21 protein-coding genes and 1 tRNA gene are annotated in these 18,819 nt (G+C 41.0%); 7 read left to right on the top strand and 15 right to left on the bottom strand.

Annotated features, from left to right (window positions below; all coding sequences use genetic code 11):
- Positions 1 to 18: 18 nt before the first annotated feature.
- A complete protein-coding gene (gene yidD / locus ACFODW_RS00810; protein WP_390301450.1) occupies positions 19 to 258 on the top strand; it encodes a membrane protein insertion efficiency factor YidD in 240 nt (79 codons plus the stop codon).
- A 39-nt stretch (positions 259 to 297) separates the two neighbouring features.
- Positions 298 to 591 (top strand): HesB/YadR/YfhF family protein, encoded by a 294-nt coding sequence (locus ACFODW_RS00805; RefSeq protein WP_390301447.1) that lies wholly within the window; start codon positions 298 to 300, stop codon positions 589 to 591.
- 30 nt (positions 592 to 621) lie between these two features.
- Here the strand turns inward: ACFODW_RS00805 and ACFODW_RS00800 are convergent, their stop codons facing one another.
- The 6 genes from ACFODW_RS00800 to ACFODW_RS00775 form a co-directional block, all read right to left on the bottom strand.
- On the bottom strand, positions 622 to 924 hold the full coding sequence (locus tag ACFODW_RS00800; protein ID WP_390301444.1) for a hypothetical protein: 303 nt from the start codon (positions 922 to 924) through the stop codon (positions 622 to 624).
- Position 925: 1 nt separating this feature from the next.
- On the bottom strand, positions 926 to 1,348 hold the full coding sequence (locus ACFODW_RS00795; protein WP_390301441.1) for an acyl-CoA thioesterase: 423 nt from the start codon (positions 1,346 to 1,348) through the stop codon (positions 926 to 928).
- 121 nt (positions 1,349 to 1,469) lie between these two features.
- A complete protein-coding gene (gene tlp / locus ACFODW_RS00790; protein WP_390301438.1) occupies positions 1,470 to 1,703 on the bottom strand; it encodes a small acid-soluble spore protein Tlp in 234 nt (77 codons plus the stop codon).
- A gap of 134 nt (positions 1,704 to 1,837) precedes the next feature.
- On the bottom strand, positions 1,838 to 1,966 hold the full coding sequence (locus tag ACFODW_RS00785; RefSeq protein ID WP_390301435.1) for an FbpB family small basic protein: 129 nt from the start codon (positions 1,964 to 1,966) through the stop codon (positions 1,838 to 1,840).
- 241 nt (positions 1,967 to 2,207) lie between these two features.
- Positions 2,208 to 4,916, bottom strand: coding sequence for an aconitate hydratase AcnA (gene acnA, locus ACFODW_RS00780; protein ID WP_390301432.1), 2,709 nt, complete (start codon positions 4,914 to 4,916; stop codon positions 2,208 to 2,210).
- A 265-nt stretch (positions 4,917 to 5,181) separates the two neighbouring features.
- On the bottom strand, positions 5,182 to 6,288 hold the full coding sequence (locus tag ACFODW_RS00775; protein ID WP_390301429.1) for an ATP-binding protein: 1,107 nt from the start codon (positions 6,286 to 6,288) through the stop codon (positions 5,182 to 5,184).
- A 282-nt stretch (positions 6,289 to 6,570) separates the two neighbouring features.
- On the opposite strand from ACFODW_RS00775, the gene ACFODW_RS00770 reads away from it, so the two are divergent.
- Positions 6,571 to 7,038, top strand: a complete 468-nt coding sequence (locus tag ACFODW_RS00770) for a DUF2621 family protein (protein ID WP_390301551.1) — start codon at positions 6,571 to 6,573, stop codon at positions 7,036 to 7,038.
- A gap of 255 nt (positions 7,039 to 7,293) precedes the next feature.
- On the opposite strand, the gene ACFODW_RS00765 is transcribed toward ACFODW_RS00770, so the two are convergent.
- From ACFODW_RS00765 to ACFODW_RS00730, 8 genes are all read right to left on the bottom strand, one after another.
- Entirely contained in the window at positions 7,294 to 7,770 is a 477-nt protein-coding gene (locus tag ACFODW_RS00765) for a CcdC family protein (protein WP_390301426.1), read from the bottom strand.
- 66 nt (positions 7,771 to 7,836) lie between these two features.
- The gene (locus ACFODW_RS00760) at positions 7,837 to 8,271 is read right to left on the bottom strand and encodes a Na(+)/H(+) antiporter subunit B (RefSeq protein WP_390301423.1); all 435 of its coding nucleotides are present in this window, start codon (positions 8,269 to 8,271) and stop codon (positions 7,837 to 7,839) included.
- Between the two features lie 68 nt (positions 8,272 to 8,339).
- A complete protein-coding gene (locus tag ACFODW_RS00755) occupies positions 8,340 to 9,044 on the bottom strand; it encodes a cytochrome c biogenesis CcdA family protein (RefSeq protein WP_390301420.1) in 705 nt (234 codons plus the stop codon).
- A 187-nt stretch (positions 9,045 to 9,231) separates the two neighbouring features.
- On the bottom strand, positions 9,232 to 9,459 hold the full coding sequence (locus ACFODW_RS00750; protein WP_390267097.1) for a YneF family protein: 228 nt from the start codon (positions 9,457 to 9,459) through the stop codon (positions 9,232 to 9,234).
- A gap of 45 nt (positions 9,460 to 9,504) precedes the next feature.
- Complete coding sequence (gene sirA, locus ACFODW_RS00745; RefSeq protein WP_390301417.1) at positions 9,505 to 9,975, bottom strand: sporulation inhibitor of replication protein SirA; 471 nt, start codon at positions 9,973 to 9,975, stop codon at positions 9,505 to 9,507.
- Positions 9,976 to 10,102: 127 nt separating this feature from the next.
- Positions 10,103 to 12,106: a transketolase gene (gene tkt / locus ACFODW_RS00740; RefSeq protein WP_390301414.1), complete on the bottom strand. Its 2,004-nt coding sequence runs from the start codon at positions 12,104 to 12,106 to the stop codon at positions 10,103 to 10,105.
- Between the two features lie 106 nt (positions 12,107 to 12,212).
- The gene (locus ACFODW_RS00735; protein ID WP_390301411.1) at positions 12,213 to 12,446 is read right to left on the bottom strand and encodes a DUF896 domain-containing protein; all 234 of its coding nucleotides are present in this window, start codon (positions 12,444 to 12,446) and stop codon (positions 12,213 to 12,215) included.
- Between the two features lie 90 nt (positions 12,447 to 12,536).
- Entirely contained in the window at positions 12,537 to 13,175 is a 639-nt protein-coding gene (locus ACFODW_RS00730) for a YneB family resolvase-like protein (RefSeq protein ID WP_390301409.1), read from the bottom strand.
- Positions 13,176 to 13,460: 285 nt separating this feature from the next.
- Here ACFODW_RS00730 and lexA point away from each other — a divergent pair, with 285 nt between their 5' ends.
- The 4 genes from lexA (at position 13,461) to ACFODW_RS00710 (ending at position 15,716) form a co-directional block, all read left to right on the top strand.
- Positions 13,461 to 14,084 (top strand): transcriptional repressor LexA, encoded by a 624-nt coding sequence (gene lexA, locus ACFODW_RS00725; RefSeq protein WP_390301406.1) that lies wholly within the window; start codon positions 13,461 to 13,463, stop codon positions 14,082 to 14,084.
- Between the two features lie 322 nt (positions 14,085 to 14,406).
- Positions 14,407 to 14,481, top strand: a tRNA-Gln gene (locus tag ACFODW_RS00720).
- A gap of 60 nt (positions 14,482 to 14,541) precedes the next feature.
- Positions 14,542 to 14,721 carry an H-type small acid-soluble spore protein gene (locus ACFODW_RS00715; RefSeq protein ID WP_390301403.1) on the top strand — a complete coding sequence of 60 codons (180 nt, stop codon included), beginning with the start codon at positions 14,542 to 14,544 and terminating at the stop codon, positions 14,719 to 14,721.
- Between the two features lie 152 nt (positions 14,722 to 14,873).
- Positions 14,874 to 15,716: a protein-glutamine gamma-glutamyltransferase gene (locus ACFODW_RS00710; protein ID WP_390301400.1), complete on the top strand. Its 843-nt coding sequence runs from the start codon at positions 14,874 to 14,876 to the stop codon at positions 15,714 to 15,716.
- A gap of 60 nt (positions 15,717 to 15,776) precedes the next feature.
- On the opposite strand, the gene ACFODW_RS00705 is transcribed toward ACFODW_RS00710, so the two are convergent.
- The gene (locus tag ACFODW_RS00705; RefSeq protein ID WP_390301397.1) at positions 15,777 to 18,482 is read right to left on the bottom strand and encodes a tetratricopeptide repeat protein; all 2,706 of its coding nucleotides are present in this window, start codon (positions 18,480 to 18,482) and stop codon (positions 15,777 to 15,779) included.
- Positions 18,483 to 18,819 lie beyond the last annotated feature (337 nt).

The raw sequence follows: 18,819 nt of genomic DNA, 5'->3' as shown, positions 1-18,819 counted from the left end.
CATTGAAGGGGTCATTGTATGAAATACATTTTTATTGGGGTCATCAATTTTTACCGGAAGGCAATCAGCCCTTTCACTCCCCCCTCCTGCCGCTTTTATCCAAGCTGTTCTGCATATGGATTGGAGGCATTTGAGCGTTTTGGAGCAGTAAAAGGAGCATACTTGACCATAAAAAGAATCAGTAAATGTCATCCTTTCCACCCGGGCGGAGTTGACCTGGTCCCCAAGAAGAACAGCGCTGATGAGGATGAAAATTAGTAGGGATTACACAAATCTGGTTTAAAGGAGAGGTTGCTCGTGGAATTAAAAGTCAGCAAAGAAGCTGCCGAATGGTATAAAAGGGAATTGGACGTAGAGGACGATACTGCTTCGCTTCGGTTTTATGTCCGATATGGCGGAATGGGTGGAAATATTCCCGGATTTTCACTGGGGGTAAAAGAGAGTAATCCTGAGGATCCACATACCTCCCAAGAGGTAGAAAGGATCAACTTCTTTATTGAAAATGCCGATGTTTGGTACTTTGATGGAAAAGACCTCGAAATCACTTACAGCAGAAAAAGCGATGAACCGCAATTTAAATATATAAACTAGGAAAGGGCGTGCCTGCAGTACGCCTCTTTCCTAGTTTATTTTAAATCTTTCCAATTGATCGTGCTGGTTCTCACCCCTCAAAATATCCCTCTGTCTATCGCCGAACAAATCAAAGTGCGGATAATTCTTATCATGGTGTATCCATTCGGGTTTAAGGCCGTACCGAGTTCCCCATTCCTGCAACCGGCTTAAATCACTGCACCCCACCTTTGTAACTGTAGTACAGCCAGGAAAACGGTCATCCAGCCAAAAATGGGTCAAAAAAGCGATCTTCCCATCTTTTACATCCTTTTTCCAAGCCTTCAGTTCCTCTTTTGAAACTCCAAATGCCATCCTATTCTCCTTCTTTACTTTGTAAGTATGCTTGATGCCATGACGGAAAAGCTTTCCTTAAAGAAAGTGGTCTGAAACTTTCTTTATGTACAATTACATGTTCGGTGGTACCACTGACAGCAGTTTCACCATCACCATTAATTATTTGATATCCATAAGTTGTGCGTACCCCGTTGTATGCTTCTACCCATGTTACTACTGCAACGTCCTCCCCATAACGTATCGGCTTTTTAAAGGATATTGTCGCATCCGTAACAGGAGAGACCACATTATTTTTTTCCATTTCCGTATAACTGAGACCGAGACTTTCAATAAATTTAGTTCGCCCTATTTCAAACCAGACAAGGTAATTGGCATGATAAACAACCCCCATCTGATCTGTTTCCTGATATCTTACTTCTATGGGTGTACGGATCTTCTTCATGATTTTCCCCCTTAATGCCTAACTTTCTATATCCTACCATAAATGTATATGTTGCTTGCAGATTTTTGCTTATAATCAATAGCAGGGATCCCGACCACATCTGCGGGATCCCTGCTTGAGCTTAGTGAAGGTTATTGTGCTGTGCCTCATCCTTAATCTCTTGACGCATACCTTTTACAGCAGCTTCACGGCGTTCATTTTTTTCTTTGATTTTCTCTTTCTGATCGCCGTGGGAAACTTCCATGGTTTCATTTGCCTTCTCCATGTTCTGCAAAGTATCCTGTACCATGCTTTGCAATTTCTCTACATTGTCACTGCGGTCATCAGGCTTTGGCTTATTATTATTGTGTACCACTCATAACCCTCCTCTGTTAGGCTCATCCATAGTCTCTTCAAAACAGGAAGCAATATAACTGTAAATGATTGCCGGTCCCATACAAAACAACTCCCCTCCCCTGGACATTTCTGCCATTCAGAGAAGGGGGTTGACTATTCGGCTTGCTTCTTTTGGGAAGAAAGATGCATACGGTTATCGACTTCTTCCTCGAGCTTATCCATCAGCAATCGATCATTCAGGATTTGCTGGCGGTTCTCCTGGACTAATTCTTCAAAAGACAATCTCTTCTTTAAAGAAATGGTGGCTCACTCCTTTTTATACCGGGGCAAGACATCCTTCACAACAGATCATCAAACCCCGTGCTTCGTCTGCCGGACTGTAATTGATGCCAAAGGCTAAACAGCCTGGCTGTCTAATAAGGAGTATCGCCAACTATTTCAATTAATATAACTTTTAGTCAATTGAAAGCTCAGTAAATTGCAAAGGCCTGTACTGTCAGCAGTACAGGCCTTTTGGCAAACATTAAGCTTCCATCTTATCACGGAGAACCATTTGCAGGATGCCTCCATGACGGTAGTAGTCAATTTCTACTTCACTGTCAAAGCGTGCAATCGCTTGGAATTCAGTTGTTTTTCCTTCTTCATCGACCGCAGTAACTTTTACTAAATCATGCGGTTTTACATCTTCACCAATTTCTACATTGAAGGTCTCTTTTCCGGTCAGCCCTAATTTATCCGCGCTCTGGCCTTTTTCGAACTGTAACGGCAAGACGCCCATCATGACAAGATTGGAGCGGTGAATACGTTCAAAGCTTTCAGCAATAACTGTTTTAATACCAAGGAGGTTGGTCCCTTTGGCTGCCCAGTCACGTGATGAGCCCATTCCATAATCTTTACCGCCTAATACAATTAAACCAGTTCCATCCTGCTGATATTTCATTGCGGCATCATAGATCGGCATTACATCGCCTGTTGGCCAATAAGTTGTATATCCGCCTTCTGTCCCCGGAGCCAGCAGATTGCGGATCCGAATGTTGGCGAATGTTCCCCGCATCATAACTTCATGGTTACCACGACGGGAACCGTAGGAGTTAAAGTTCCGAGGGGAAACTCCCTTATCCTGCAGATGCTTGCCTGCCGGCATATCTTTTGCGATGGCACCTGCTGGTGAAATATGGTCCGTTGTAACCGAATCACCGAATTTACCAATGGCACGCAATTTATTCAATGGCTTAACGGTATCCGCTTCTTTGGACAATCCTTCAAAAAATGGAGGGTTTTGGATATAAGTAGAATCCTTATCCCATTCAAACAGGGGTTCATCCGTTGTATCGATTTCATTCCATTTTTCATTGGATTCAAATACATTTTCGTATTCTTTGCGGAAAATCTCAGGTGTAACCACATTTTCCACCTGCTCCTTGATTTCCTTCATAGAAGGCCAGATATCATTCATATATACTGGTTCCCCATTTTTATCTTTACCTAATGGCTCCTTCGAAAGATCTACATCCACTGTACCTGCTAGTGCGTATGCAACCACCAATGGAGGAGATGCCAAATAGTTGGCTTTTACAAGCGGATGAATTCGGCCTTCGAAGTTACGGTTTCCTGAAAGAACAGAAGAAACAAGCAAGTCATTGTCCGCAATAGCCTGTTCAATTTCCGGGCGGAGCGGTCCGGAGTTACCAATACAAGTTGTACAGCCATAACCAACCAGGTTGAATCCAAGCTTATCCAGGTATGGCATTAATCCAGAGTCTTCCAGGTACTTGGTAACAACCTTAGACCCGGGGGCAAGAGATGTCTTGACGTATTCCGGTACATCCAGCCCTTTTTCGACCGCATTTTTCGCAAGAAGTCCTGCACCAAGCATTACATATGGATTGGAAGTATTAGTACAGGAAGTAATTGCAGCAATTGCCAGTGAACCCGTCTTCATAACGGAACGGCTGCCATTTGGATGCTCAATTTCTACTTCTTTGTCAAATTCTGATTTATCCATCCCGAAACCTTGATTACCCTCTGGAGCGGTGACAGCATTATTGAACTTTTCCTTCATATCGGAAAGAGCAATCAAATCTTGCGGACGTTTAGGTCCGGAAAGGTTTGGCTCAAGCTCATCGAGGTTAATTTCCACCATTTCTGTGTACTCAGGATCCGGCTGATCAGCAGAGTACCAGAGATTGTTCTCTTTACAATATTTTTCAACCAGGTCAACCTGCTCTTGGTCACGGCCGGTGAGTTTAAGGTAGTTCAAAGCTTCTTCATCCACTGGGAAGAATCCGCAAGTAGCACCATATTCCGGTGCCATGTTAGAAATGGTTGCACGGTCTGCAAGAGGCATATCCTTCAGCCCAGGACCGAAGTATTCAACAAATTTGCCAACCACATTTTTCTCCCGCAACACTTGAGTAACTTTCAAGGCTAAGTCAGTAGCTGTTGTTCCATTAGGGAAACTTCCGGTAAATTTCACACCAATAACGTCAGGTGCCGGGATAAATGACGGCTGCCCAAGCATTCCGGCTTCAGCTTCAATACCGCCTACGCCCCATCCAAGGACTCCTAGGCCATTGATCATAGTGGTATGGGAATCGGTACCAACTAGTGTGTCCGGATATGCTTCATATTCTCCATCACTGTTTTTGACTCCATGGACAACGTTTGCAATGTATTCTAGGTTAACTTGGTGAACGATACCGGTTGCCGGTGGAACTGCCCGGTAGTTTTCAAAAGCTTTCTGAGCCCAGTTCAAGAACTCATAACGTTCGGCATTGCGTTCAAATTCAAGATCCATATTAGCTTGAAGTGCATTAGGAGTACCGTATTCATCGACTTGCACAGAGTGGTCGATAACTAGGTCAACTGGCACTTCTGGATTGATTTTATTTGGCTCTCCACCCATATCCACCATAGCTTTCCTTAAAGAAGCAAGGTCAACAACCGCAGGAACCCCGGTGAAATCCTGTAAAATTACACGGGATGGCTTGAAAGGTACATCGCTGCCTTCCCCTTCTTTTGTTCCCCATTTTGCAAGGCCTTCCACATGTTCATTTTTAATCTGACGGCCATCATGCTGTCGTAGAAGCGATTCCAATAGAACGCGGATAGAAAATGGCAAACGGGAAACTTTGCCCAGTCCTGCCTCTTCAACCGCTTTTAAGTCATAATAGTTATACGTTTTTCCGTTTGCGTTAAACTGTTTCTTGGAATTAAACGCGTTGTTTCCCATATTTTAACCCCTCTCCCAATACTTGCTTTGGCCACTGCACCGAATTTCCATCAGAAAACGGGTATATGACCATTTTCACATTTCAAATTACTGATACTTTCATTAAGATAAGAAATGAATGAAAATTATCATTTCGAGTTATATTTTATACGAAGACAGTCTATAAAACAATTATTTAACATAAAAGTAGATATATCAATATCTTATTTAAAATGATAAGTAAAAATTATACCAAAGGAAAAGAAGTATGGTCTAAAGTTATAACTTACTGTATCGGAAAGTATATTCCGAAAGTGCTGCCTTTTTCTCTGTTTCTTTTAATGGACAGTTTTCCATTATGCCTTTCAAGAATTTTCTTGGTAATCATTAGTCCAAGGCCAGTCCCACTTTTTTTTGTCGTGAAAAAGGGTTCCCCTAATTTTTGAATGAGCTCTTCCGGAATGCCGGCACCTTCATCAATTATCTGTATACAAACATCTTCCTCACTTTTTTTGGCTTTCACCTGAATGGTGCCTGGTTCTTCCATCGCTTCTACAGCATTTTTAATTAAATTGAGGAGTACTTGCTTAACCTGTGAACGATCACAATAGACAAATGCGCCATCTTCTCCCGCATACTCAATGTCGATTCCCTTTATTCTTGCCTGTGTTGACAAAAGTGTCACTACATCCTCAATCATTTCGGTTACGGGTTCCATTTTCATATTTTCGGTTAATGGTTTGGAAACAAACAATAGTTCGGTGGTGATTTTTTCCATTTTTTCAATTTCTTCAAGCATTATCTTATAGTATTCATCTCTTCCCTTTACTTTTGCCTGGAGAAGCTGCAAAAATCCTTTCAATGAGGTCAGAGGATTCCGTATCTCGTGGGCAATACCTGCCGCAAGCTGCCCTGCATCCGACATTTTTTCATAGCGAATAATCATTTCTTCCAATTCTTTTCTCTCTGTCATGTCTTTAATGATACTAGCGTAAAATATGGAGCCAGTCATTTGATCTGTAATCTTTCTCAGTTTGCATTGGCACCTGATATACTGGCCGTTCTTATGTAGAAGACTGCTTGTAAATACCTGGTCGTGTCCTCCACTTTTATCGATTGTTTTCTTTATATAGCAGGCATCTTGCCGAGATACCAAATCATGCCATTTCAGCGCTTGGATTTCGGACAATTTATATCCAAGCGATTGCTCAAAGGCCCTGGAAATATACTGGGCATTCCCATCTTCATCCCATACAATTATCACTGCATCAGCAGCCTCACCTATCCATCTCAAAATTGATGGAGGGAGCTTAGACTGATCGGTCTGTATTTGTTCTGGGAAGCTTGGATAGATCCCTGAGACTCCTTCTCTGCCATGGTTCTTATATTGCATTATAGTGATTTCCCCCCTCCAAAATGTAGAAACCTGGTTGATCTCGTCTGTAAAGTGCATTATCTCTAAAGATGCAACAGCTAGTTGACATGAATCTTGTTTATCTTATAAATTCCTACTATAATTAATGATAACAGTAAATATGTAACTACCATAATTTTACTTTCTAATTATATGTAATATTACTATAAAGAGAACAAAAAATAAATTGCTTCGGAATAGAAAATAATGGATTCCTCTATTGTTCTCTTGGAAGATCAGGTGAAAGAGTTGGCAGATATGATGGATTACTTAATTGTTCTTTGGGGTTTTATAATGATTGGTCTAATGGGAATCGGCGGATTCTTCATGTTCCGTAAATTCTTGAAAAAACTGCCGAAAGCTGATGGGCGTTCGGATATGGATTGGGAAGAATATTACATGGAGAAAACGAGACATATGTGGCAGGAGGAAGAAAAGGAATTTCTGGAGGAACTTGTCTCCCCTGTTCCTGAATTGTTTCGGGATGTAGCCAGGCATAAGATTGCTAGCAAAATTGGAGAAATGGCCCTTCAGAAAAAAGATGAGGTTATTACGAAGGAAACACTAATAGAAGGTTATATTGTGGCTACCCCGAAAAGGGATCATAAGTTCTTAAGGAAAAAACTAAAAGAAAAGGATATTGACACAAAACCTTATGAGCACTTATTTAATTTATCAAAAAAGGATTATGCAGAGGATTGGCAGGATCGCTATCCAACCAGCAGGTGAAAGAAATTAGAACAGGTGGCCATGCCAACTCTTGGCCCTTATAGTGCCATTATGTTGCTGCGGCCACTAGAAATTATTCAATGCTCGTTGGTCTGCCATATGGTGTGTGGCCCTTTTACTTGTTATATTTAAGTGGAAGGAAAACTTGCTTTGTTAGAGCGGAGCAGGCTATTCCAGTTGATAGGTTACCGATGAGCCTAAAATTCTTAGTTACTAAATTAAAAAAGTGCGCCAAGGAACACTTGGCGCACTTTTTTATGCTGTCCGGCACTTAAGATCCCTTTCCAGCTGTATGTATTTATATAACATTACCGACCGCCAGGTTAGGATCATGAATAGAGCGAGAATAAAGAACATCCCACTTGTTTCACCAAAAGAGATCGTACTTCCGATGATCAATTTGAAGATTAAGCGAAATACCAATAGAGCAACTAAAATCAATGCAAATAATTTGGAGGGAATTAAATATATAGCCTGATCCCTGACTTCAAATTTTGTCGTTTTAATCAAAAAGATAGAGCAAACCATTCCTGCTGCCGCTGCTTCCATGAACTGGAAAAGATTGATATGGAAAGCTGGAAAGATAAACATCAACGCCCCCGTACTCATAAATAAGGGAGGAAGGATAATCTTTCTAAGAGATGCCGGTCTTTTTGACGCTCTTAGACGAATGACAATCATGATAGAAGCCATGCAGGCAGCAACAATGGTACTAGCTATTAACCAGAACATGTTAATCACTCTTCCCTGCCGTTATGCACAGGCAGCCAACAAACATTTTGGACATTTTAGTTCCTCCTACTGCTGCTCCGTGTCCTCGGCGATTGTTAATATGATGGTCATCATAACACCGACAACCGTGAAATAGACACCCAAATCAAACAACATTGCCGTAGCAAGTTCAACTTCTCCAAAAATTGGGAAATGAAAGTATCCGAACGTCTGGGATAGGAATGGAACACCAAATAGGAATGATCCCGCACCCGTGCCTACTGCAATCGCTAACCCAACCGGTATCATCGTCGTATAATTGATCGGAAGCATCTTTCGGACCGCTTCCATTCCATAAGCCATATTCAGCAGCAAAATGGCACCGGAGGTCAATAATCCCCCTACAAACCCGCCACCTGGAGAATTATGGCCAGCAATGAACAGATAGATAGCAAATCCTAGCAGAATAAATGTTATTACCGAGGTTGTCGTCTTTAAAATTAAATCATTCGGTGTATGCATATAAATCCGTCCCCTTCTTTCACAACATTATATTTAATAATGATAGTATAAACACGCGTGAAAATCCATTAAAATCCGTAAAAACCAAACCATCCAGCTAAAAATGCAGTAATTTTGGTGGTCCAGTCAAAAAATAGGGCAATCCCCATCCCGATCATCACATAACCGCCTACTTTCACTAGCCATCCACTATTTCTCTTAAACCATCTCAGCTTACCGATAAATAGGGAAAGCAAAAAGAACGGAATAGAAAATCCTAACACATAGCTGACCATCATAATCATCCCGATATCAGGGTTAGTTGCTGCCAAAGATAATACAATTGCTAGGATCGGGCCCGTACATGGAGTCCATCCAAGTGAGAATGCGGTACCAACCAAGTAGGAACCGAAAAATCCGGCTGGACGGTTCTTGAATCTAATTTTCCTGTCTTTCATGAGAAATTCAAAATTCAATACTCCTACAATCACTAGACCAAAAAAGATAATTAAAACTGCTCCGATCTGCCTGATTATATCCTGATAAGTCATCAAAAATTCCGAAATAAAAGAGGTGGTAAACCCGATCATGATGAAAACGCTGGAAAAACCAAGCAAAAAGAATAAGGTATGCAGCATCGCTTTTTTATTGAGTTTTTTGTTCTCTTCCTGTATTTCGCTTACACTCATTCCAGTTATGTAAGATAAAAAGGCAGGAAAAAGCGGTAAAACACAGGGCGAAACAAATGACAGAAAGCCTGCCCCAAAAGCGAGAAAGACATTAATCTCTTCCATAGTAATCCTCCTAAAACATCGCTTTATTCATTTTATCAGAATTATAAGGGCAGAAAAGCAATCATTTTTGACAATACCCCAACATTCACACGGAAAGTGCAAAAATTAAAAATACCCCCAACTATTAGGATAGCAAGGAGTATGTTCGTATGCATATCATTATTAATGAATGATTAATAATTGCATATTACTTTCCGGACTGATTCTGGTTGTTCATCGCCCGCATCATCTGATTGATTTTCTTCTGGGAAGGCTTCTGTCCCATCTGCATCATTAGTGTGCGAAGCATCTGTTCATTAATTGGCGGGTTTTTCTTTAAATAATTCATCATATACTTTCGTGCAATGAAAAATCCAAGCGCAACACCGGCAATCAATGCCAAAATTGCTATTAATACGACCCAAATCGTGCTCATTTCAAGCTTTCCTCCTTCGTGTTGTCTCCTATACAGTATAGTAAATTAGGGATAAGAATACAACACTTGTCCACTGAGGGAAACATTAAGCTGCTGTATTGGTGATATCCACCCAAATTTTCTATGGTTGTTACCAACCACGAATAACTTGTTATCGAACTTCCGCAACAGCGGAAACAGCAGATCTTCTGCATCCTGTAGTGTCTTACAAACGAATTGTAATTGTTTCTCTTTTATCTGTAAAGAAATATATTTCTCATTTAGGTAGATTTCCACCATATTTCCCCTAATACTAATTTTCTCACTGCCGACAAAACCTAAGTCCCGGCATGTCTTCAGGTATGTAACTAAATTAGAAACGGAAAAACTGTTAGTTATATAATTAAATTGATCCTTTAAATCTGGACGGCGGTGATTACGCTGGTATTCATATATAAAACGATATAATAGATCACTTTTATGGAAATAATTATTCGCTATTTCTTCTTTTATCCAAAAGATAGAATACTCATACACTGCAATCATCTCCTTTTATCATCTATTATACGTATTCACCTCCAAAAAAATGTCACTTCCTATTGTAAAACCACACTAGTTTTGTCGAAAAAAAGATGGCCCCTTAAAGGAACCATCTTTTTGGTTATTACTTGATTACGGACTCTACATATTTAATTACATTTTCAACAGTGAAGCCGTACTCCTCCATAACCTTTTCGCCATTTGCGGAGGCGCCGAACCTGTCAATTCCTAGAACTTTTCCTTCATCACCTACATAACGCTCCCAGCCAAATGGAGATCCCATCTCAATGGCTACACGGCTCTTGACGGCCGGTGGAAGGACTTCATTACGGTATGCTTCATCCTGAGATTGGAACCGATCCCAAGACGGCATGCTGACTACATTGACATCAATGCCTTTTTCTTTCAATTCCTGTTGCGCACGGACAGCCAGCTGTACTTCGGAACCAGTGGCAAGAAGCAGTGCATCAGGTGTTTCTTTATCGGCTTTGCTTACAACATATGCGCCTTTCTTAACACCCTCATAAGCATTTTCTTTCGTACCTTCGAGTGTTGGAAGGTTCTGTCTTGTCAGCACTAGAGCAGTCGGCTGATCTTTGGATTCTAATGCCAGCCTCCATGCTGCCTGTGTCTCATTAGCATCTGCCGGACGGATCAAAGAAAGACCAGGCATTGCTCTCAGTGAGGACAGTTGTTCAATTGGTTCATGAGTAGGACCATCTTCACCGACAGCAATAGAATCATGGGTAAACACATAGGTTACTGGAGTCTGCATAATAGATGCCAAGCGAATGGACGGACGCAGATAATCACTGAAGACAAAGAATGTACCCGCAAATACCTTCAGTCCTCCATGTAATGCCATACCATTGAGGGCAGCCCCCATTGCGTGTTCACGTACACCGAACCAGATGTTTCTTCCAGCATAGTTTTTACGAGAGAAATCATCTTCTCCCTCAATCAGAGTTTTGTTTGAACCAGCTAAATCGGCACTTCCGCCAAAGAAGTTCGGAACGGACTTGGCAATAGCGTTCAGGACCTTACCTGAGGATGCACGAGTTGCCAGCGTGTCCTTCTCTGGTTCAAAAACAGGAAGTTCTTTATCCCAGTCAGCCGGAAGCTCTCCTGAAAGAACAAGTTCAAATTCCTCTGCAAGTTCAGGGTATTTTTCCTTGTATGTTTCCAATGTTTTATTCCAAGCTGCTTCAGCTTCTTCCCCCTGCTTTCCAATCTTCTCGTTGAAATCAGCATAGACATCTTCAGGTACATGGAATTCCTCATGTTCCCACTTATAGAATTCTTTAGTGAGCTTAACCTCATCGCCTCCAAGAGGAGCGCCATGGGATGCAGCTGAAGCTGATTTATTAGGGGAACCATAACCAATAACCGTTTTCACTTCAATCAGTGTCGGCTGATCTGTGTTCTTCTGTGCTTCTTTAATAGCATGACGAAGCTCGTCTACATCATTACCGTCCTCAACACGGAGCACTTGCCAGCCATACGCCTTGAACCGCTGCTCTGAATTATCCGAAAAAGAACGGTCCAAATCACCATCTAGAGAAATATCATTGGAATCATAGAGTGCAATGAGCTTTCCTAAGCCCAGGTGCCCTGCCAGAGAAGCAGCTTCATGGGAGATCCCCTCCATTAAGTCGCCATCACTGACAATTGCATAAGTATAGTGGTCCACTACATTAATATCTTCTTTATTGAATTTTGCACTTAAATGAGCTTCTGCCATAGCCATTCCTACGGACATAGCTATCCCCTGCCCAAGAGGTCCTGTTGTTGCTTCCACCCCATCTGTATGATGTACTTCAGGGTGACCTGGTGTTTTTGAATCCCACTGGCGGAATCCTTTCAGGTCTTCCATGGTTACATTATAGCCGGAAAGGTGCAAGAGGCTGTATAGGAGCATGGATCCATGTCCTGCGGATAATACAAAACGGTCTCTATTAAACCATTTGGAATTTTTAGGATTGTGGTTCATAAAATCCGTCCACAATGTGTATGCCATCGGAGCGGCACCCATTGGCAAACCTGGATGTCCGGAGTTTGCGTTTTCAATTGCGTCAATGGATAAGGTACGAATGGTATTGATTGATTGCTGTTCAATTCTGTCTGCCATTTAAAATCTCCTTTTCTCTTTCTGTCTGATTTGTTTGTCACATATACATTCTATAATGAAACTTTTCACATAACAAGTGAAAGTTCATTATTGATAATGAACAGTTTTAATGTTTTTTGTTTCTTTCCTGCAGGTCCCTTACTTTTTGAGGGGTTACATCGTTCCCTTCCGGATCCATCACTGTCATAGACTTAAATTGGTTTTTGAATGAATTCCGGACGTTTTTCAGGTATTCCTCCCGAAGCTTTTTCTGTTCCTTTTTTTCTTCTTCCGTTAAACCCTCTTTTTTGGATTTTCTGGAAAGCTCATTGATACGCCCTAATTTTTCCTCAGATAACATGTTTAAACCTCCTTGAGGCCCCTGCAGAACATAAAAAAAGCAGGGACATCCCGTCCTTGCTCTTCATATTATCGTTCCATATGTTCATAATCAAGTATTTTGATACTCCTGGTACCTGCGGTGGACAGTTGCTTTGGATACCGGATATCCCAGATTATTCAATGTCTTTGCAATTTCCTCAAAGGTCATTTTATTCCGCCTCAATCTTACTACTTCCTCGATGGGAAATGGGACTCTTTCCCTGCCGGGAGCCTTTCCTTGATTTGATAGATTATCCGCCGGGTTATACCCCTCTTTAACGGCCTTTTTCATGCCTCTCCTAATTTTCGCATTATGAATTTTCCGTTGGTACTCTTCCACTATTCCTACTATTTGAAGAACCATGGAGTCGGATTCGGACAGTTCCAGTTTCCCGTCATGGATGGCAGTATACACCGGTACTTCTAATTTTTGCAGCTGATGAAACAAGGCAATCTTTGTATTACCGCGCCCAAGCCTCGTCTCATCCTGTATCAACAGACAGTCAGCACTTCCTTCTCCAAAATAATCAAGCATCTCGAATATGCCCTCACGATCTATATCGTATCCGCTTCTTTGATCCTCTATGGAGGCAATCACTTCAAACCCGAATCTTACCGCCAGTTCATTGAGTTCCTGCCGCTGTCTCTCCAGTGATGTTTCTTGTTCACTTTTATTGGTACTAACTCTGCAATAGATGATAGCTCTCATGTGTCATAACCCCTTCTGTCGATCTCAGCTGGTTATCATAGCAAAATACAAAAACCCCAGCATCAAAATAAAAGCACCTATATAAAATACATCGGTCATTGTTATTTTACCAAACATACAGCATTCCCCCCACAAAATTTAAGAACCTTTGTTCGCATTTAAGTACATTCATATTAATACCGAACGTATGGTCCTGTCAACCGTTTTTTCGAACTAACGTTTGCATTACCTGGTACCAAATGGTAAACTATCACTAGTAAATTCTATGTGCGAGGTGTTTGATAGATGACTAAGCTTTCAAAAAGGCAGCAAATGATCCTTGATTATATAAAAGAACAAGTCAGTGAAAAAGGTTATCCCCCATCTGTTCGTGAGATTGCAGAAGCAGTGGGGCTTGCTTCTAGTTCGACGGTGCACGGCCACCTCTCCAGGTTGGAAAGCAAAGGCTTCATCAGGAGGGACCCGACAAAGCCGCGTGCGATAGAAGTAATGAATATGGAAGAAGACAACAATATCCCTAGAGAAGAAGTTACGTACGCGCCAGTAATTGGTAAGGTAACTGCCGGATTGCCGATAACTGCGGTAGAAAATATAGAAGAGTACATCCCCCTCCCCAATTCTAGCGCAGGAGCGGATGACAACCTTTTTATCCTTGTTATTGACGGGGAAAGTATGATAGAGGCGGGCATTCTTGATGGAGACAAGGTCATCGTTAAACAGCAAAACACTGCTCAAAACAGTGATATAGTAGTAGCAATGACAGAAGAAAACGAAGCTACAGTAAAACGCTTCTTCAAAGAGAAGGATCATATCCGTCTCCAGCCTGAAAATGCTACGATGGACCCTCTTATTTATGAAAATGTAACAATTCTTGGAAAAGTGATCGGTCTATATAGAAATATCCATTAAACTGGATAAAAGCTGCCATTGGCGGCTTTTATTTTTCAAAATTTTCAAGTCTCCATACATCGCAGCATGGCTTTATCCTCTTTTCTTAGATATTCAATCGACACAGTAATAGTCACAAATGATGAATATGTCCGCTTACGCTTATTTTTATACTGGTGTTCTCCGTCTGCAGCTTCAAAAGATATAAAAAAATGATCTTGGACGAATAGTATCTCTCTATTCGGATAAGATAATAAGGACATACAGGCGATACAAGATACAAGGGTTAAGATCTATCTTGAAAATAGACAATTTTTTCTTGTCATTTGCAATTCCATATCGTTGGTCTATAGCCAAGCGGTAAGGCATCGGGTTTTGATCCCGTGATTCGCTGGTTCGAATCCAGCTAGACCAGCCATTTTACTTTAAACATGATTTCAATATACAAGTATGACTGATAAGGAGGAGAACGAGATATATGGATAAGCAGCGGGCAAAGGAAATAAGGCAATCCGAAAACCTCATTAATGTAACGTTCCGTGGAAATCCGATATACATACAAAACATTGATGAGCAAAACGAAACAGCCAATGTCTATATGTTGGAGAATCCACAGGAGACCCACCGCGTATCGCTCGGAGAATTGCAGGAACAATAAGAAATACAGGGAAAGTAAGAACACCGCCGGTTATACAGCCGGACGGTGTTTTTGTTTTCTGCAATGAGTGGACTAGTTGATATACACATTAAACGACACCAAGAATACACTGGGTACAAATCCAACTTTACTAAAACAAGGATGTGGACGAAATGATTCAATTGCAAGGAATGGATGCTCCAGCAAGTGATACTTGGACCTCAGATGCTATTGAACGTACAATCTACAGACAAATGCAAGGCCATCCTATCATTTATTCTTATCAAACCATGAATGGATTGCGCTTTGAACTCCAATTGCGAAAAAACATTATAGAGAGTGCAAAAGCCATGAACAACAGTGACGCACAGTTTGAAACCTTTAGGAACTCCCGCTGCAATCCGGAATATTGGCACCGGACGAGTGTCGGCGGGTTTAGATTACGGCAGGATGTCAGACCTTCGGATGCAATTGAAGATATTTACAGAAACGGCTCTCTTTATGGATTTGAATGTGCAACAGCTATATTGATCATTTACTACCGTGCTGTTTTAGCTGCTATCGGGGAGAGATTATTTAATCAGCTGTTTCAGAACCTCTACTTATACAGCTGGCATTTCGACTCTGATCTTGGCATTCAGCGAATTAATACAAATTTTACGCTTCCCGGTGATGTGGTCTATTTTAATAATCCAGATTTTCATCCAGAAACGGATTGGTGGAGGGGAGAAAATGCCGTAGTGTTGGAGGACGGAACATTTTTCGGCCATGGAATAGGAATTAAGTCCGGAGAACAGATTATCCAATCCCTCAATCAACATAGAAGGCCCGGAAGCACTCGCTCAGCCTATATGATGCCGTTTGTTACCAGGCCATCCTTTAAGCATCTATCGCAATTTTCTATGCCGTCACGAGAATTTGTTGCTTATAAGCCACAATATAAAGTGGTACACCATAACCAAGCATCCATTTCGTTTAACGGCTATCTAATCTATTTGAATAATATGTATTATTAATAGGAAAAATGCACCCTGTCTGTTGCAAGGGGCAAGGTGCATTTTCCGCTCTTGATAGAGTTAAGGGTATTCATGAACAGGCTTTTCTACCATATTCATCCATCCAAATTGGCGCAGTTTTAATTCGAATAATGTAAGTGGATCTTGGTAATTCTCTGGATTCTTCCTCATATTGTTCAAAGCTGTTTCACCGTCTTCGATCTTATTATGGGTTTCTTTCAAGGCATTTTGCAGTTCTTTAGAAGGACCAGCGAAAAATAGATGGATATCCCGATCAAGCGATTTCCCAAATAACTCCAACTGCTGGATAAACATTTCTGTAACGGATTCAGCTGCTTGGCTGTAATCCCTTGTTTCGATATATTGTTTATATCTATTATAAAGGACGCCTTTATATTGAGGCAGTGAATCAAACAACCTCCCTGCCCCCTTCAACAGAAACTGGGAAGATCCTGGCTGGCTTATCAGATCATTATTTTCCAGCTTAATGCTTCCGCTTGTCATCCGATCAATATCCCGCCGCCAATCGTCCAATACCTGCATGTCACAATGAAGCTTCAACCTTTCTTCCCCAAACAGTTGGTTAAAGCTTTCCTTCATTTCATCTAGATAACTTTGGCTTTCTACTAATTGTTCTTCACTCTCTTCCAACCATTGTTCAATAGAAGAGCGGAAATCCCTTAAAGCTGTCTCTTCAAAATAATTAGTTATCTGTTTATTCATCTCTATATTCAGTTCCTCTTGAACTGTCTCAAAATTGCTGTCTTCCTTTATATACTGTGCGCAATTTCGCAGAATTTCCGGAATATTTCTTTCCATACGTGCTCTCAGTTTTTCCCGGATGCTCTGATAAGAGTTTTTAATGTCCTGTATTTTTTTGTCCTCCATGTCACCCAATTGACGCTGAGCACCTTCAAGCTTCGTAACCATTTCCTTATTATCTTTCACGTTAACTATTAGATTTTTCTCCAGTTCCAGGCGTTGTGCCCTTAGCTGGTTAATTGATTTCTTTACATAATCTAAAATACTCTTCGTGCGCTTTTTTTCAATATTTCTATTATACCGTGCAGAGTGGATAAACTTTGACAGGCCATTGTATAGACCCACACCCCCTTCATTCTTTTGAAAATTGATTACCAACGAATCAGGGAAATAAGTATGAATTCTTCCACTTACCGACTCCATATGTTCTTCATCCTGCAAATTACTATAACCGTTGACCAGGGCAAAACAAATTGGCAGGTCTGGTTCTTGTTCCCTAATTTTTGCCGTCTTTGCCAAAACTTCCTCAGACAAAGGCTGATCGGCATTGAAGGAAAACAACAATCCATCTGCCATACTTAAATAGCTGGACAGCTCTTTTTCAGGAGCAGTCAACACCGATAGATTGTTATCTCTTAAAAAGGGAGCCGGCTTATTCCAATGGAAAAACACTTCTTCGTCTAATTCTTCCATTTCAGTATCATCTATCGTTGAAAAGGTTTTAACATCTCTATCTGAAACGGCATGTATTTCCGTTTCCTCCCCATCTTTAATCAAGAGTGCAGATGTTATTTCCCTTACGTCCTTTTCAGCTAATTCACGTACAACCGTTAAGTTCTCATTTGCATTTTCACCTATCAGCATCAAGTGAAATCTATCACTATCTACAAGCTCTTGCACCATCCATCTGTATCGCTCGTCCAGCAATGATCCTTGTTCCTGTGCCCACTTCTTTATTGATTCAAATAGTCGAAGAGCATCCTCCATCCCCTCTTGGTAGGGAGATGATTTAAGAACCAGGCTTTCTGCTTCCTCAGTTATCGATGAATCGATATTGGATGGGAAAATTCCACTCCATGCAAGAAGAGCTGAAGATGCAGCCAATGATTCTCCAGAAGCACTCAACTTAACCCAATTGATTAAATGACTAGGCATTAGAGGGAATAAATCCCTGATTAAGTACTTTCCGTCAATTAAGTCAAAATATGTTTCTTCGTAGAGTGCCGGCAGTTTTCTCCATATACGGTCATTCTCCGGTTTCAATTGAAGGAAAAAGTGGTTGATCTCCCGCAGCCATAGAAAGAACTTGTTAGTCTGGCTATAACTGTTCCAAAGCGATTCCACCAGTTTTTCAAAATAATCCTGCTCTACATGATATACAGCTATTAATACTTCTTTAAAAAAGTCAGGTTCTCTATCTGCTGCATGCCCTTTAGCCACATAAGATTCCAAAGTTTCAAACCAATACAGAGACTCCGTTCGAATTGATTCATTTATAGCCAATTCAACGGCATCATCCCAATTGCCACGCTCTTCGAAGAAAGAACGGGCCATGTCCGTAACATCAGGGTATCCTGGATTTAATTTAACGGCATTCTTAATTGATTCAGCCGCCAATTCCAAATTGCTCCGTTGTATGTATAAGGTGAATAACTGTAACAGCACTTCTGTTTTCAGGACCGATGAATCGGTTTCAACTGCTTTATAATACTCTTCTGCAATTGCCAATAGATTCAATTTGTAATGAGCATCCGCAATATTCTTTTGCGCCCAAGGCTTCAATTCATTGGAAACGTTTTCCCATTTGAATATAGCCGCTTCAAAATCATTGTTCAGGTAATAAACCTCTCCTTGCGCAAATCGGATATTCGAGAAATCCGACATCTCATTCTGCTGCTCATCCATATATTTCTCACTTAGAACCTTTATAGGATGATGCTGTTCATTATCTTCCAAAAAGGTACTGTAATAGTACTTTCTGATTAGTAGATTCTCTAATGTCATCTTACTCCCCCGCTAAAACATATTTCTACTGTAGTGTTGATTCATTACGTATGCTGTGATGATGAAAGTAGTTAGATGTAATATATGTATACCCGTTAGGCAAGAAGCAATAAACGTTTTGACATTTTTATTTCATGCGTAAAAATTCTGGACGTAAACAGGAATAGCCGATATCCAGTTCGATCGATTAGTGACAACCCTTCCCTAACACTGGTAAGTCTGCTCTGTTCAGGGGCCTTGTTAAAGTCCGTCTGAAGAAGGGCTGTTATGAGATAACTATTCCTTATTATCTGCTTTCAGACCAATTTAGTCAAAGATTGCCTGTTTTCGTTGCTCA

Source organism: Virgibacillus sediminis, from assembly GCF_042643265.1.
GTDB classification, from domain to species: domain Bacteria; phylum Bacillota; class Bacilli; order Bacillales; family Amphibacillaceae; genus Virgibacillus_O; species Virgibacillus_O sediminis.
Note: the sequence above shows the minus strand (reverse complement) of the source record. Positions and strands in the feature narration are given on the sequence as shown.